We start from the raw sequence: 15138 nt of genomic DNA on the forward strand, positions 1-15138 counted from the left end.
GCTGCGGTGCTCAGATCAAAGACTGAAGCGCGAGCTGATCACGCAACGCCCGCACAATCCGGCGGTTTCCGCGTCGATCCTGCAGGCCAATCCGTAACCAACGCTCCCCCAGACCTGCAAACGAACGACAGTCGCGCAACAGCACACCGCGACGCGCCAGGCCTTCCCGCAGCGCCAGCAACGACGCAGCACCCTCAACCAGGACGTAGTTGGCATGGGAAGGACGAGGGTCCAGGCCGGGCAGGCATCGGAGCTGCTCCTGCAGCCAGGCAGCCTCACAGCTCACCCAGCGCTGCACGCGCTGCTGCCAGCGGCTGAGCCCCGAGGGATCGGCCATCACCGCCGTGCCGGCGGCCAAGGCCAGGCCGTTCACCGGCCAGGGATCACGCCAGGCACTCCAACGCTGCAGCCGCTCCGGCGCAGCGATTGCGTAGCCCAGACGCAAGCCGGCAATCGCAAACAACTTGGTGAGGCTGCGAATTACCACCAGGTTGGGGTGATCCGCCACAAGCGGAATCAAGGTCTGCTGTTCGCCGTTGGGCACCAAGGGCAGAAAGGCTTCATCGCAGATCACCAGGCGATAACGAGCCAGAAGCGGCTCCAGGGACGCGCGGCTCCAGAGCTGACCTGTGGGGTTGTGGGGGTTGGTGATCCAGACAACGGATGCATTCGTCAACGAGTCCGGTGCGTACGGCCAAGGATGGGGATCGCTCTGATCAGGCCAGGCGAGCGGTAGCGACACCGACACACTGGCAGCGTCCCAGCAACGCAGGGCCCGGGCGTAATCAGCGAAACCCGGCTGGGGCAAAGCACTGACCCCGAGCGCGGCCGCATCACGGGCCACCCATGTGAAGAGCTCAGCAGCACCATTGCCTGGCAACACCTGCTCTGGTGGCACGCCATGCCAGGCAGCGATTCCTTCCCGAAGCGCGGTTTGACTGCGATCGGGATAGTTGCGCAGGGCACTGCTGCGGATGGCCTCAGCAAGGGACTGTCGCAGGCGGCGGGGTGGAGGAAACGGCACCAGTGAGGCGCTGGCATCAAGAACCCGGCCTGGATTCAGCCCAAACCGCTGCGCCTCCTGGATCAGGTTGCCGCCATGGGGAGGTGGTCCGCTGCTCACACCAGACGCCAGCTGCTGTCGCTCCATCCTGCCCATGGCACACCCCCCTCAATGAAGGGGGATGCCAGTGGATCGCATGAAGACAACGCCAACGCCTGTCAGAAGCCCGTCTAGCTTTTGCATCCCGCTGCGTAGCCCTTCGGCAACGGCGCACCCCAGTCGTTCTGAGGAAGGGTGTTAAACGGTGGGGCGTAGACCTGTTTCACCATCTCAAAGCTCGTGGGGATCTCAGAGCGTTGGGGGTCGTAATTGACAACCCAGAAGTAGTCGTAGTTCTTGCCAGGCCATGTCTCTGGCACGCCGGGAAGCCGATCAAGATTGAGCAACTGGCGAAGGGTGACCTTCTCACCAGGGTTTTGACGCTCTAGGCGAGCATTGGCAATGGATGTGTGCTGCCAGGTCATCACAACAGTGCGGCCGTGCCAGGCCGGATTGCTCAACACATCAGCAGCGGCAATCCTTGTGGCGTTCTTGAGCTCCTGTGGCACAGCTGCTCCGCCGCCGTCCAGGGGCACGACGGCATAGGTATTGATCGGCATCCCCCAACTCTGAGCAGAGGGAGCCGCCAACTCCAACGTGTGCAAGGTGATCGCCAAAAAAGCCGCAGGTGCCTGACCACCCAAAAGCACTCTGTTCGTGGCATCACGACCCAAGTAGGTATCCCGCAGCGCAAGGGATCGTTGCTGCCCGATCGCACACAAGGCGTATGCATTGGCCTTTTCGCCATGGCGCAGAAGGATGACCTTGCGAGGCACCGCATGAGCAGACGACAGAAAGGTGCCAAACATGGACAGGACGACACCTGCTGCCAGAAGGGGGCGGACTCTCTGGAAAAGCATTCGATCTGAAGTGGACACTGCCTATTGGTCAGGTAGCAACGAATTGGCTTCGAAACCCAAGGAGGGTGCCAACTAACAGCAAAAGAAACAGCACACTACGGACGCCAGGAAAGGGCGGATCCAGAAGAGTGCAAGCTTCCAAAGCAAGGAGCTCCGGCAGGTGGGCCAGAAAAGACCGGACGCCCCTAAAAAGGAATCAACACAATGCAACCCGACCAATAGACCGAGGAGATTCATCACGGCATGGAGGTACGACGAGGAACCCTGATCGACAAGAGGGGACAGACAGAAGAGAGGAATGGATCACAAATGAAGGATTCAGCCCCTGTGGCCAGAAAGCCGTAAAGGGTGCCGACATTGACAAACAAAACGGAATACACAATAGATAGCGCCCGCAAAAAGAAAAACACCAGATACAGCGCCATAAGAAAAGCGAGGCAACCAGGAGGCGAACGATCAGCAGTAAAAAAAGAAGACCAGAGAGAAGTGGAAGCCGACGGGAGCGACAAAACCAATGGAGAACATGGCAATTCAGTCGCAAACAAGAGCCGTGGCATGACAGACACGAATTCATTGCATACAATGCATTGCCGCAAAACAACAAGAACGTGGCATTGACAAAAGAAGCGCGGGCGGCCAGCCTTGTAAGGGCTTTCCAGATCTCATGACCCTTCTCCAGGCCTACCTCAACAAGCCAAGCACTCGCCGCGTACTGAGCCGTAAGGCTGGCGAGAAAGGCTTCTCCCTCATCGAACTTGTTGTCGTCATTGCCGTTTTGGCTGTGCTCATCGTGATCGCACTGCCAAACTTCCAGGGCGTGACCGATGACGCGGCGGCTTCCGCCGGCAAAAAATATCTTGTTGATGCCTTCACAGAGTGCTCAGTGGCAAGAACCCGCGGACAAGCCGCGTCAACACAAATCACCGCTCCGTCAATTAATGGGGGCGCCTTTTCAACAACAACAGCAATAACTTGCCCTACAGCCACAGGAACAACCCAAACGTTCACACCATCGCTGGCTACAATCCCAACTTTTACTATTGACCTCTATTCGGGTGCCAAGACATGCGCGCTGAGAGGCAATGCCGCTGGCAGTTACAATTGCACTGCAGCATCGAAGTGGTAGAGGCTGACCATGCCCATATGATTCACCTCTCAAGAGGTATGTCGTATGGGCAGCTTAGCCAAAAAGAATCAGGTTCCCCAATAGATGTTCCGGCGAGATGCAAAAAACATTCACCAGAGAACTTCTGATTAAGAAACATCAATACAACTCCAAAGCATTCACGCTTTTAGAGCTGATAGCGGTCATAGCAGTCCTAGGAATTCTGTCATCCTTAGCAATTCCACCGTTTGCCAAATGGATCAAGCAATCAAAGATTGATGGCGTTCAGACACAGGTCAATAGTGCCGCTGCCGATTGCCTACAAAGACTGCGGACGTCAGACGACGCAAATCTCACTGTTGACCCAAACATCATCTCTGATGAAAACCTGGAGCAGTACGGATATAAACTTTCTGAAGGCGGCAACAAATGCTCTTATTTGTCAATTGAACCAATCGGTAGCAACGAAACGCACCGCTATCCATTGGGATTCGCCATTGGCATGGGAAAACTCACAAAGCTAGCCACACCGACAGGGTCAGACTCACTGCCATCATGCAAAGCATGGGCTGGTGAAAACTGCAAAGTGAGTGAAGAACTAAAAGCACACGTCAAATATCTAGAACAAATCACAGCAGCCAAAAATGCATGCGAATCGGCCTATAATCAATGGATTAATGCAAAAAGCAGTGGTTCTACTGTTCGATGGAATCCTGCTGGTGATAGCAAATGCCCTACAAGGCCTCCAATCACAGAGGCCCAGTATTGTACAACAAACGCATGCAATCGCACTGTCTACGCTCTGGATGGAATCATCGTTGGCTACACACAAGATGATTACGACAAAGCACTAGAAGAAAAGTACGGCCGCATCTGCACAGAGAACGTTGAAAAACTAAGAAAGCAACAACCGCCATATACAAATCCACAAGAATCACCTGTCACATTCACAGAATGTGGGCCTCAAGAATTCTGGTTTCACAAAGGCACACAAGTGCCAACACAAGAACAATGGCGCGGCCTGATGTGCGACGATGAGGTTAACAACGTAATCGCATCAGGCGGACTTAACGACAAAATACTACCCTACTGTGGATCCAAACCCATCTACATATGTGGTGGAGAAAAACTGTTAAATGCGGATTCATATAGACAATGCGTAGAAGCCAATGAAGGGCGTCAGTGCCAATCAGAAATAAATGAACTTGTTCGTAAAAGCCAAAATGGCTTGGTCACACACGAATCGAAAGGACGGGTGACACAACCTTGCGGAGACACCTTTTGGGTATGCAACAATGACTACAAACGCAGCAAGGAAGCATACGATGCTAGCTGTCCAAAAATCGAACCAAAGTGTCGGACAAGACACGAAACATATTGCAGATTCTTCGGTGGATCCTGGTGTGATTGCGTTCCTATTTGATGAGCATTACACCAGCCTATGTCCGCAAGCTAATAGACGAGGTCCTCTCGTTACAGTGGTGCCGCGAGAACCTTGTTGTTCCAATTGCATTAAGCTCAGTAGAACGGACTGGCACTAAAGTAGTAACACTAGCAATCGGCAATTTTAGCTACCTGGCTACTATCGGGGAATTCATCAAAAAACGTGCAGCCGAGCATAAATACGAATGCCAATTCATCGAAAAACCGGCAGATGAAATACAAGCACTTCTTGATCAGGCTGCGCAAGAGCGACTCATCAGTGGTGACAGCATCTCAGAAACCGAATTCAGCGATGATGCGATTCTCGATGCCCTAAAAGAAGCTGACGGGGAGGGTTCCGCCGGCTTCGATTTTGATTTTGATGATGGGGAAGAACAAGTTATAGAGGATGCGGCGGAGGATCTGTCGGTAGAAATGCTGGGCAGCAAGATTCAACAGGCTGCTGCAAAGATACTAATTCACTCCTGCAGAAGTAATGTTTCTGATATTCACGTCGAACCCCGCCAAGACGATTACAACATCAGAGTTCGACGCGATGGTGTCATGCAAAACTACGTGAAAATGCCTCGTTCTGCAGGGATCAAGCTAACAGCTTGCCTAAAGAACATGGCCAAAATGGATATTGCAGAACGACGTGCTTCTCAGGACGGGAAAATTAAACGCAGATTTGAAGGGCAAATAATGGAGTTCAGGTGTGCAACAGCACCTGGCAAATATGGGGAAAAGATGGTGCTTAGGATCCTAAATAGCAATAGTGATATGCTCAGTCTTGACTTGCTAATCTCGAACGAAGGGGTGCGAAAAGAATTTCGTTCAATCATTAATGAGGCAAATGGCATCATTATTGTTTCTGGTCCAACAGGTTCCGGCAAGTCGACAACACTGGCCTCAACACTTCGAGAAAAAGACAGTGGAGAGTTGAATATAGTGACGGCAGAAGATCCAATTGAATATGATCTTGGTGGCAATATTCAACAGTTTCCAGTTATGCGCGCGAAGGGACAAACGTTTGCAAATTTGCTGCGCACCTTCTTACGTCAAGATCCAGATGTCATTCTGATTGGTGAAACACGAGATCCTGAGACAGCCGAATCTTCGATGGATGCCGCCGAAACCGGGCATTTAGTCTTCACAACACTGCATGCCAATAGTGCATCAAGCTCTTTAACCCGCTTGATGGATATGGAAGTACCCAGCTACAAACTCAACGCCTCACTACGCGGTGTACTAGCCCAACGCCTACTAAGAAAGGTCTGCCCAGAATGCAGTAGTGAAAGGCCAATCAACCAGGCCGAGAGTGAATTCACAGGTCTTCAGGTGGGGACGAGTGTTCGTGTTGCGACAGCACTCAATGCTGAAGAGAAAAGCAGACGAAAGCAAGAGCAGACGCTTTGTACCCGATGCAGCGGCAGTGGTTATCAGGGAAGGATTGGAACCTACGAGCTCATGAAGATCAACCGGGACATTCGAGAAGCGGTCAAACAACAACGATCAACGCATGAAATCGAAAGCATTGCTGTGGATGGAGGGATGAAGACACTCAAGAGCTATGCTGTTGATTTGATCCGGAACCACCTGACAACCGTTTCCGAACTCAAAAAAATCTGTAATACTGAGACCTAGAGAATCAGTCGAGTGCCACGATGAAGCTTGCACGACAGATTGTTGAGTTTGCGATTAAGGCAGGCTCATCTGACATTCATCTTGAGGAAGAGTCCCCAATAGCAATTCGTGTAAATTCAGATATTCGCATCCTTGACAATATTCTCAACAAGGAGAGCATGGATCAACTTCTAAGCGAACTTCTTGGAGATGAAAAACATGCGATCTATAGAGAAAAAGGTGATCTTGACACTTCCATTGGCTTAGAAGGACTCTCTCGAATTCGGATCAACGCCTATGTCGCCAATAACAAACGCTGCTTAACGCTTCGAATCCTGCCAGATAATCTGCCACGCTGGCAGGACCTTGGCCTGCCTCAACCTCTCATTGATCTCACCACTAAACATCGGGGATTATTGCTCTGCACAGGTCCGACAGGTTCAGGAAAATCGACTACTCTCGCAGCATTTATCAATTGCATATTAGAAACACAAAAAAGACATATCCTCACAATCGAGGATCCCATTGAGTTTGAATTTTCACATTCTCGCCATTCAATTATCCATCAACGAGAGGTAAAGCGCGATACACAGTCCTTTGCCTCTGCATTACGAGCCGCTCTCAGAGAAGATCCGGACGTGATCTATATCGGAGAAATGAGAGACTTGGAAACGATTCAACTGGCAATAACGGCAGCAGAAACAGGTCACCTTGTGCTGGGAACACTACACACAGCCTCAGCAGCTAAGACTGTTGAAAGAATTGTCGATGTCTTCCCGGGGGATCAACAAGAACAGGCGAGGTTACAAGTATCGACTTCTTTAGTTGGCATTATGTCGCAAACACTCTGCAAAAATACGTCAGGCAAACGATCACTTGCCTATGAGCTACTAATCAATACACCAGCCATTGCAAATTTAATCAGAGAACGCAAGGTCAGTCAGATTTACTCACAACTTCAGACTGGCAGCAAGGATGGAATGAATACGCTGGAACAATGTCTGCAAAAACTGGTCGATGACGGAGCAATTACTCTGCAAGAGGCAATCAGCAAGGCATCGAATCCGAAAGCAATCCTACAATCAGAAACATAAACTATGGCCACATATGGTAGCAGCAAACACTCAACCGCAACAGAGCCCTCCAGAGGGAGTAGCGGTCAACCTGCAACCTCTCTCTTAGGCGAAGAGGGCTTTCTGAATAGTCTAATGGGGGGTCAACCTGCACCTAAAGACCTAAAGATTGCACAAAAAGATTTACTCATCTTCTTCCGGCAGCTTGCAGTGATACTTCAAAGTGGTGTATCACTTGCACAAGGGATGAACCTCATAGCTGAAAATATGACAAACAAGAAGTTGGCCCATTGCATTCAGAGAATTGCTGCTCGTCTCAGCGCTGGGGAAGAGCTCTCTACATCATTAAAACAATATCCAAAAGTATTCAAGCCTATCACTGTAGGTCTCATCGAAGCCGGAGAGGCTGGCGGAATCCTTGATCAAGTCCTAGATCGAATCGCACTCTTAATGGAGGAACAGGCAAAAATCCGAGGGCAAATCATTGGTGCACTGGTCTATCCAGCACTTGTCTTTTTACTGTCAATCTCGGTCAGTCTCGGCCTACTCATTTTTGTTGTACCAAAATTCAAAGCGATGTTTGATGGTATGGGTGCAGATCTACCTGCACTCACTTCATTTATGCTGACCCTATCAAACCTTGTAACATCAATACAATTTGCGATTGGTGCACCACTGGTCATCGCAGGACTCCTCTACGGATTCAAGAGCATTTACAGCAGCAAAACAGGGCGACTGAAGATTGATACTGCAATTTTTCGAGTTCCATTATTTGGAGACCTGATCTTAAGGTCAGAAATGGCCGGTATGTGCGATACGTTAGCGACGCTCGTGAACTCGGGCATACCCATTGTGGATGGTCTAGACCGCTGCGCCAATGCAAGTTCGAATGAAAGAATCCGAGTTACAATTCGGCGCGGCATCAATTTTGTGATGCAAGGGCAAGAGCTAAATTACTCTCTTAATCAAAGCAAAGTATTTCCAAAATTAGTCATCTCGATGATTAAGATCGGAGAAGAAACAGGCCAGCTAAGTTTTATGCTTGAGAAGCTGGCCATTTTTTACAAGCGAGAAGTAGAGTCAATTGTTAGCTCCCTAACAAAAGCGATGGAACCGGCCGTTATTTTCGTGGTGGCGGGAATCGTGGGCACAATTGTCGTATCACTGTACTTACCCATGTTTAGCCTGATTCAGAAATTTGGAAAGTAATGAATCATGATACTCCCGCGCGTTCTCACATATACAGCTTTAGCTTTCGTCGCTAAATCTCAGTTCACCCAAGGGATTTGCAGGCGATTCTAGTCGAACCTCATTTTGCTCAGAGTCACTGTCTTTTAAAGCCATTTCATCGCTCGGTTCACATTGTGGCATTGGCTCATCTGTGTTGGCTAACTGCAAACGGCCAATACTCGGCCAATCTTCCTCCGGCAAGCTCTCAGTGGCGACTGATCGGTCAGTGGTGCCCTCAGGGTTTATTACATTTGCTTCTTCGTCTAGCTGTTCAACCGGAAAGAGATTGCCGTCTATGTGAGCAATACTTGGCCACTGATCTTCCTCTAAACCTTCAGTTGAAGGGAGAGTGGTAACCGAAGGCCTCTCCTCTTCTTGATGAAGAGGATCGGACTCATCGGCTTGAATGGTGTCCAATAAAGAATAAACAGTAGGTTGCTCCAAATCCTTGACGCTAGAAACATCGTAATCCCGAACTGAATCACCCTTGATGACAAGAGGAGCCAAGTCATCACTAATGTTCCCGACAGGAGTGGCAAAAGGCAAAACTTGTTGGGGCCTCGGGGGGAGGTCACTTCTAAAATCCTCCAACGCTGAAGACTGGCCAGCAGCACTTGAATCCTCTTCAAGTTTGACAATAGGACAAGACAACAAATGGTCAGGTGGAAGCAAGCCAAGACCTAAGCCAACGAGGCGATTAAGACCCTTTTGGACCAGAAAGCTATCGAGTTGAAGTCCTTCCACACCATGAGCCAAGGAAGGCTCCAAAACAACAACACGAAGCCCGAATTCTGTCTCGAGCAACTGCGAAAGAATCGGATGAGCACTATTAACGCCAGTGATCGCGATATCGCAAAGATGAAAGCCAGACCATTCTTCTGAGAATCGCTTTAACGCCTCGCGAATCTCAAAAACAAGCACTCGCAGATCCAACTCTGATAGGGCCATGTAGCCATCCTGACGGATCATGATCTGCTCAGCTGAAATACCATCCCCCACAAAAGAATCGGCCTGTTCATCAGAAAAACTCGGCTCAGTGAACTCACGTATGGCGGCCAGGCGCTCAAACCGCAATGGTCCTGAGGCAGTAATTAGGGTGAAATGAGTACATTCAGGCAATAACTCAAGAACTAAACGAACCTCACTCTCTCTCATCATCAAAAGTTCAGCCGCCATCAGGCGTAACTGACTATAACCACCGATTTCCAATGCCTGAAGCTCAAATTCAGAAAGCTGCAATGTGTCCATGATCTTGTCAACCAAGTGACGAGGTACGGCTGACAGTAAATAGGGAGTGAAGGTGCCATCTTGGCGATGAACAACTGGAAGAGAGGTAGGTTGAAGATCAAAGTCAGACTGGCTGAGAGCAATGGGGACCTGCAGAGCACTGGAAGGATCTACAACAAAAGCTCGAGCCTCCTCAAAAGACAATCGCGCAGGAAGCTCGATCAAGCGTTGAAATGCCACCTCAGTAGGCAAGGCCACTGCAGCACGATGCACGTTGATTTGCTTTTCACGACATACCTCCTGAATTAAACCAGCCATCTTTCCGGGGTCGGTTGGCACCCCCCTTTCCAAGGCCTCCTGGGGTAACTCAACAGACGTCACATGATCAAACTGCAAACCAGCACCTGAAAATCGCACTTCTGCGAGATTCAAACGGCTGGAATCAAACTCCAGAAGAAGCACCCTCTTCGAGACTTGCCTCTTCAATCCCTGCATGCGCAGCAGCAACGCGGTCAGATCCAAACCGAAGAATGTGGTACCAATAAGAGGTGTTGATGTCATGCTTCAGCAATAAGGACGTGGCCTACAGAAAAGACGTCGTGTTGGAAGACTGGCGGCACCTGACCGCTCAGGCAAGGCTTGCAGGACATAAATTCCTGCCTTAGCACCTGGTTGCAGGCTGCTCAACGCCTGGGCAGATGACTCAACAAGACCGGTTCGCCAAACGCAGATGCGATAACCAGCTGGAAAGCTGAGCGACGGACCAGGCAAACGCCACCAGGCCAATGGATTGGATCCTGCCGGTGCGCAGACCCGATCAGGATTCTCTGAAGAAGAGAAAGCGATTTGTGGCCAACCTTGCTCTGTCAGACGACCATCAAGCCTCTCCTTGCTAATCCCAGGCTGACCAAGCACCTCAGCCAACTGGTCTAAACCAGCCTGAATCTCTTGATGATCAATCAGAACACCATTAGCTCCATCACCACCAGCCTCTTGATCTGCCACAAAACGTGCTGTGAGCTCAAGAACAGCCACTACCACGCCAGTAAATAACACCAACATCATCATGGCAACCACCATCTCCAGCAACGACATTCCACTAAAGGCTGGCTCGATATAGCGATTCTTCACTCTCATTGAATTGGCAACTGACGAAGATCTGCTTCCAAAACCCGCCGATGCTCCGATCCAGCACTTCCGTCGTATCCGGCACCCTGGAGTATGTCAACTTCTCTCTTAAGTAGTGGTGAGCGACCAGCTTGGTCAAAGGCTGATTCGGCAACTTGAACTGAAACAACAAGAGCTGTCGTGGCCGTGACAGCAATCAATACGCCTACAATTGCATCAAGCATGAGAGTTCCCCTTCACGTCTTTTCAAATGAACATTGTCCCGTCGTACGAGGATTGTTGAGATCCATCAGACAAGAATAAACACCGTAAGGGGCTGAAGCATCTCTCGGATCAGGAGTGATCAAAATTCGGTGCTCTCGACTGTCCTCACGGTGAGTGAGAACACAAGCAGCTGGGAAAGGATGGCCTGAAGCATCAATCACGGTCCCTGTGAATTTCGCCAAAGACTCATAGCCTGGACGATACTGATTATCGAGGGTCCAGATGGCCTTCCCATCAGGACCAATCTCATTATGGCCTCTGCATCGCCCAGCATGGATTGAACTAGCCCTACATAGCAACTGATCACAAAGGTCTTGCGCACTCAACTCTCGGCTGATTGCTTCGAGGTCCTCAGAGTCATGAAGCATCTGAAGCAATAATCGATCATCACGTTGTTGAGGCGTACCGCCTGTATAGGAGTCCGAAGGCGGGACTAATTGGGCTTGCTGGCCAGTGAGTGAGAGACCAAACTCAAGCAGCGCAAAAATTGCTGTCAGCATGGCCATACCCAAGCCGGCATAGAGGTAAGACAGCTGACGACCTCCATCAACATCAATCTCACCTTAACCACAGCAAACAGCCTTTCCACTCCACCGCCAGGCCTCTGGATCAGGGGCTGCTTGCTGAAGCAGGCTGACGCCCATAAGCCCTGAGCTTGAGAGGGAGTGCAAGCGTTGGAGCTTTCTCTTGGCCCTTACTCTGATCAGCAGAACTGACTTGTGAATTCTTTAAGGCAAGGTCCTTGACCTCTACAAACACCTCCAAGGCCTCCAAAGCGCGCATGAACGTCAGGAGTCCAGCAAAGGGGCCTGAAACCTCAACTTGAGCAGAACGCCGCTCCAAGCCCTCGCGCAACAGCGGATCCAATGGTGGCGGCGCAGCGCCGCCTGCTGCAGGTGCTGGTGGTGCTGCTTGACCCTCTGCAGGCTTTTCTGGAGGTTGAAAAACCTCTACAGCACCAGGTTCCGCCAGAGTGATCAAGACACCAGACCGTTCAGCGAGATCGTTCAGTCCGGCCAAAAAAGTGTCGAACTCACCGGTTCCAGCAACCAATTGCAGTAACCAGCCCTCCTGCTGCCTCCGCTTCTCCAGACGCGCGAGCGATGTTTCGAGCTGATCACGCAACATCGGAACCTCATCCCTGAGCCGAGATAACGCATCCACTTGCTGTCGCTGCAATTGCACGCGGACAAGCAAGGGGGTGAGCACAAACGACATCAGGAAGCCGGACAGCAGAAGACCCGCAGCTACAGGCAAAACCAAAACGGCTCTCTCGGGAGTGAGCCAGCGCGTTCTTCTTGTGGGCGCATTCGCCTGAAAATTGGTCATGGCAATAGACCCTGCTGCTGCATCAGGGAAACTCTTCGTGCCATTCCCAGAGCTCCAAGCGCTGTCAAACGATCAACGCCGACCTGATACACATCCTTGGCAAAAGAGGCTTTAAGCTCGTAGTCAAGCTGAGGGTTGTCCTTGCTGTTGTTGAAGACAGCTTTCACAAGAGTGACAGACCCCGCACGAAGAAAGGATGACTGCTTCAGGTTCAGAAGGAATGCATTGACTGCTTTCAAGCCTCCCTTTGGCATTGCCAATCCCTGCAACACCAACCCATCACCATTAACAACAACGGAGCTGAGTTCCAGGCTGGTGGGAATAATCCTCTGCAATTCACTTAGGAATGCGGAGCTCGAACGTACATCCGCCAGCGCCTTAGCAAGTGCCCGATTTTGCGTCTCAAGGGTCTTAAGCTCAGCCTGGGTCGAGGTGAGCCGCTGCTGTAACTCGCCATGCTCTTGCACAGCAGGTTGCAAAGCGCTCACTTCACCAGTCAGTAAGCGCTCGCGGATCACAAACCAGCCACAAATCAACAACACCGCAATTGGCACTGCAGAGCCAAGCAGAGCTCCTCGCTTCAGCAAACTACCTGTGGCTTGAACCTGAGGCTTGACTTGCCCCAAGTCTTCGCGACGCTGGCGAAGCAAATCCAGATCCAGCCAGGCACCAACACTCACAGGCCGACTGCGCAACTCCCTTATTTAATCGACAACAGCCGCTGCGTGACACCCTGAATCGCAACCATGCACAATCTGAATTGGCAGGCAGCGAAACGCTTGCTGCCTGGATTACGCCTTGCTGGCTCGTTCGCGCTCGGTACAGCAATCGGAACGGTTGGAACGCTTGGGGTCCAGCATCAGCTCAGTTCCAGTACCCCTTCGCGGCTGGAACAAAAGCAGCCAAGCAGGCCCGCTACACCCCGAACACTGACCATCGATCTGCTCCTTCAGGGAGAACCAGTGCTTGGGAAGTCCAGCGCCCCGGTCACAGTCGTTGAATTCAGCGACTACGAATGTCCTTACTGCCGACTCTTTCAGCAAGACATCTTTCCACAGCTCAAACGGGACTTCATTGACAAGGGGCTGGTGCGCTTCATCCACAAGGATCTGCCTCTGCCCTTCCATCCACAGGCCGAACCCAGCGCTGCCGTGGCACGTTGCGCCCAGAAAAAAGAGGCCTTCTGGCAGGTCCATAGTGCCCTGTTTGCACAACAAACCTGCCTGGCATGTCGTGGCCCAGCAGCCATCGCTGTCGCAGCAGGACTTGACGACGAGCAACTGAGAAGCTGCCTGAAAGATCCTGGGATTCTCGAAGCAGTCCGCAGCAACGCCTCTGAAGCCGGGCTCCATGACATCCGGGCTACGCCAACCTTCGTGATCGGACCAACCATCGCTGAACTCCGCCACCGAGGGAGGGTTATCGAAGGTGCCTTACCTTGGCCGCAATTTCAGACTTTGATCAAACAAGAACTCGCCAAAACAAAGCCCTCCCCCTAATTGATGACCCGCACAACGCTGAACGACGATCGCCGTTGGTTTAACCAGCATCCTGGTGCCGTTGTCCGCTTTCGCCGGCAACGCGTCGATGAATTCGCTGCGATTCATGCGCGCGGAGAGGAAGCGCCGATCTTCAGGCCAAGCTTCAGCAGAGATGAACCGCTCTCATGGGTCGCTGTTGTTGACCTCTTGCAACTGCTGAAGGATTCGGCAACAACGGCGGACGGCAGCCGGCTGCGACTGAGGCTGAAAACCATTCCCATCCGAGGTGCGCAGGCCCATACTCAAGCCAAAACAGAACTCATTAAGGCTGTAGCGAAAGAGCTGCTGGATCAGGCATTGCTAGACGACTCCCTGGCTGCCGAAGCGCAAGCCGCGTAAACCAACTGCTGAGCAGTGTCATCGACAGGCCTAAGGAAGGCTGATACAAGGAGCTAACTTCGTGGCCGCTGACGGCATGTCTGCACGCTCATTCCTGGTCTGTCTGACCCTGATGGTCTCAGGCAGTGCTTTTGTCTCGGCTGATGCCGCTGATCCATCGGCGCTGCTGCGTGTTCTCCAGGAGCGTTCCTGCAAACAATGCCAGCTCCAAGATGCTGACCTAGTACATGCCGATTTACGTAATGCGGACCTGAGAGGTGCCAAGCTGCAGCGCGCGAATCTTGGCCAAGCCCGTCTCGATGGAGCAGATCTAAATGGTGCCGATTTAAGCTTCACAAGCCTGCGCGGAGCGAGCCTGCGCGGAGCCAATCTCGTTGGGGCCCGACTCTATGGGACGGATCTACGAGAGTCTGATCTCAGCGGGGCAAAGCTAAGCCCGGAAGCCCTTGAGGAAGCTCACTGGGATCAAGCCAAGGGAGTGGACAATGGAATCCAGAGCCATGCATCGCTTCACAATGCAGGCGTCGATGCCGCTCTTCAAGGACGCTGGAGTGAAGCAGAAGCTCTGTTCAGTCATGCCATCCAACAAGCTCCGAATCAAAGCCTCTCATGGGTTGCAAGGGGAATTGCACGCTCACAACTTGTGAAGGACGACCTCGCCGCCGCAGACTTTGGCTATGCGGCAACGATCTATCAATCGCAAGGGAATCATGATTGGGCGAAACAGCTGAGCTCAGCCGCTGATACTCTCAAAAAGAGACGGCATCATCAGGATTCACCTACACCGGCCAATGGAATGGGCAGCGGTGTTCTGAGCAGCATTACCAGCGCCATTACGACTCTCGCGCCTCTCGCAATCAAGGCCTTTTCCCCAATGGGACTGGGCTTCTAAACA

The 15138-nt window shown here is 51.6% G+C and carries 16 protein-coding genes; 8 read left to right on the forward strand and 8 right to left on the reverse strand.

Features of this window, described 5'->3' with window-relative positions:
• Positions 1-10: 10 nt before the first annotated feature.
• Positions 11-1159: a pyridoxal phosphate-dependent aminotransferase gene (locus CWE16_RS00525; protein ID WP_236629486.1), complete on the reverse strand. Its 1149-nt coding sequence runs from the start codon at positions 1157-1159 to the stop codon at positions 11-13.
• A 74-nt stretch (positions 1160-1233) separates the two neighbouring features.
• Positions 1234-1911, reverse strand: coding sequence for a histidine phosphatase family protein (locus tag CWE16_RS00530; protein ID WP_131592135.1), 678 nt, complete (start codon positions 1909-1911; stop codon positions 1234-1236).
• 715 nt (positions 1912-2626) lie between these two features.
• On the opposite strand from CWE16_RS00530, the gene CWE16_RS00535 reads away from it, so the two are divergent.
• The 5 genes from CWE16_RS00535 (at position 2627) to CWE16_RS00555 (ending at position 8394) form a co-directional block, all read left to right on the forward strand.
• Positions 2627-3088 carry a prepilin-type N-terminal cleavage/methylation domain-containing protein gene (locus CWE16_RS00535; protein ID WP_131592137.1) on the forward strand — a complete coding sequence of 154 codons (462 nt, stop codon included), beginning with the start codon at positions 2627-2629 and terminating at the stop codon, positions 3086-3088.
• 97 nt (positions 3089-3185) lie between these two features.
• A complete protein-coding gene (locus CWE16_RS00540) occupies positions 3186-4490 on the forward strand; it encodes a pilus assembly FimT family protein (protein ID WP_131592139.1) in 1305 nt (434 codons plus the stop codon).
• Positions 4490-6133 carry a GspE/PulE family protein gene (locus CWE16_RS00545; protein ID WP_131592141.1) on the forward strand — a complete coding sequence of 548 codons (1644 nt, stop codon included), beginning with the start codon at positions 4490-4492 and terminating at the stop codon, positions 6131-6133. Before CWE16_RS00540 ends, CWE16_RS00545 begins: the two co-directional genes overlap by 1 nt.
• A 20-nt stretch (positions 6134-6153) precedes the next feature.
• A complete protein-coding gene (locus CWE16_RS00550; protein ID WP_131592143.1) occupies positions 6154-7206 on the forward strand; it encodes a type IV pilus twitching motility protein PilT in 1053 nt (350 codons plus the stop codon).
• Positions 7207-7320: 114 nt separating this feature from the next.
• Positions 7321-8394: a type II secretion system F family protein gene (locus CWE16_RS00555; protein ID WP_131592145.1), complete on the forward strand. Its 1074-nt coding sequence runs from the start codon at positions 7321-7323 to the stop codon at positions 8392-8394.
• A gap of 39 nt (positions 8395-8433) precedes the next feature.
• Here the strand turns inward: CWE16_RS00555 and pilM are convergent, their stop codons facing one another.
• The 6 genes from pilM to CWE16_RS00585 form a co-directional block, all read right to left on the reverse strand.
• Positions 8434-10203 carry a type IV pilus biogenesis protein PilM gene (pilM, locus tag CWE16_RS00560; RefSeq protein ID WP_131592147.1) on the reverse strand — a complete coding sequence of 590 codons (1770 nt, stop codon included), beginning with the start codon at positions 10201-10203 and terminating at the stop codon, positions 8434-8436.
• Between the two features lie 3 nt (positions 10204-10206).
• Positions 10207-10737: a hypothetical protein gene (locus CWE16_RS00565; protein ID WP_131592149.1), complete on the reverse strand. Its 531-nt coding sequence runs from the start codon at positions 10735-10737 to the stop codon at positions 10207-10209.
• 38 nt (positions 10738-10775) lie between these two features.
• The gene (locus CWE16_RS00570) at positions 10776-10994 is read right to left on the reverse strand and encodes a hypothetical protein (protein ID WP_131592151.1); all 219 of its coding nucleotides are present in this window, start codon (positions 10992-10994) and stop codon (positions 10776-10778) included.
• Between the two features lie 12 nt (positions 10995-11006).
• A complete protein-coding gene (locus CWE16_RS11980) occupies positions 11007-11540 on the reverse strand; it encodes a hypothetical protein (protein WP_131592153.1) in 534 nt (177 codons plus the stop codon).
• A 103-nt stretch (positions 11541-11643) separates the two neighbouring features.
• Positions 11644-12363, reverse strand: a complete 720-nt coding sequence (locus CWE16_RS00580; RefSeq protein ID WP_131592155.1) for a hypothetical protein — start codon at positions 12361-12363, stop codon at positions 11644-11646.
• Entirely contained in the window at positions 12360-13043 is a 684-nt protein-coding gene (locus CWE16_RS00585) for a PilN domain-containing protein (protein ID WP_161567549.1), read from the reverse strand. Before CWE16_RS00585 ends, CWE16_RS00580 begins: the two co-directional genes overlap by 4 nt.
• Before the next feature lie 66 nt (positions 13044-13109).
• On the opposite strand from CWE16_RS00585, the gene CWE16_RS12445 reads away from it, so the two are divergent.
• The 3 genes from CWE16_RS12445 to CWE16_RS00600 all read left to right on the forward strand — a co-directional run bounded on the left by CWE16_RS12445 (position 13110) and on the right by CWE16_RS00600 (position 15135).
• Positions 13110-13862 (forward strand): DsbA family protein, encoded by a 753-nt coding sequence (locus CWE16_RS12445; RefSeq protein WP_131592159.1) that lies wholly within the window; start codon positions 13110-13112, stop codon positions 13860-13862.
• Positions 13863-13865: 3 nt separating this feature from the next.
• Complete coding sequence (locus tag CWE16_RS00595) at positions 13866-14243, forward strand: hypothetical protein (RefSeq protein WP_153188429.1); 378 nt, start codon at positions 13866-13868, stop codon at positions 14241-14243.
• A 61-nt stretch (positions 14244-14304) separates the two neighbouring features.
• Positions 14305-15135, forward strand: a complete 831-nt coding sequence (locus CWE16_RS00600; RefSeq protein WP_330848512.1) for a pentapeptide repeat-containing protein — start codon at positions 14305-14307, stop codon at positions 15133-15135.
• Positions 15136-15138: the final 3 nt, after the last annotated feature.

The organism is Synechococcus sp. BS55D (assembly GCF_004332415.1).
Lineage (GTDB): Bacteria > Cyanobacteriota > Cyanobacteriia > PCC-6307 > Cyanobiaceae > Synechococcus_C.

Coding starts and splice junctions, on each gene's coding strand:
- CWE16_RS00570 (WP_131592151.1), bottom strand. CDS start 10,994: ATGCTTGATGCAATTGTAGGCGTATTGATTGCTGTCACGGCCACGACA.
- CWE16_RS00555 (WP_131592145.1), top strand. CDS start 7,321: ATGGGGGGTCAACCTGCACCTAAAGACCTAAAGATTGCACAAAAAGAT.
- CWE16_RS00550 (WP_131592143.1), top strand. CDS start 6,154: ATGAAGCTTGCACGACAGATTGTTGAGTTTGCGATTAAGGCAGGCTCA.
- CWE16_RS00565 (WP_131592149.1), bottom strand. CDS start 10,737: ATGTCGTTGCTGGAGATGGTGGTTGCCATGATGATGTTGGTGTTATTT.
- CWE16_RS11980 (WP_131592153.1), bottom strand. CDS start 11,540: ATGGCCATGCTGACAGCAATTTTTGCGCTGCTTGAGTTTGGTCTCTCA.
- CWE16_RS00535 (WP_131592137.1), top strand. CDS start 2,627: ATGACCCTTCTCCAGGCCTACCTCAACAAGCCAAGCACTCGCCGCGTA.
- CWE16_RS00540 (WP_131592139.1), top strand. CDS start 3,186: ATGCAAAAAACATTCACCAGAGAACTTCTGATTAAGAAACATCAATAC.
- CWE16_RS00545 (WP_131592141.1), top strand. CDS start 4,490: ATGAGCATTACACCAGCCTATGTCCGCAAGCTAATAGACGAGGTCCTC.
- CWE16_RS00525 (WP_236629486.1), bottom strand. CDS start 1,159: ATGGGCAGGATGGAGCGACAGCAGCTGGCGTCTGGTGTGAGCAGCGGA.
- CWE16_RS00595 (WP_153188429.1), top strand. CDS start 13,866: ATGACCCGCACAACGCTGAACGACGATCGCCGTTGGTTTAACCAGCAT.
- CWE16_RS00580 (WP_131592155.1), bottom strand. CDS start 12,363: ATGACCAATTTTCAGGCGAATGCGCCCACAAGAAGAACGCGCTGGCTC.
- CWE16_RS00530 (WP_131592135.1), bottom strand. CDS start 1,911: ATGTTTGGCACCTTTCTGTCGTCTGCTCATGCGGTGCCTCGCAAGGTC.
- CWE16_RS12445 (WP_131592159.1), top strand. CDS start 13,110: ATGCACAATCTGAATTGGCAGGCAGCGAAACGCTTGCTGCCTGGATTA.
- pilM (WP_131592147.1), bottom strand. CDS start 10,203: ATGACATCAACACCTCTTATTGGTACCACATTCTTCGGTTTGGATCTG.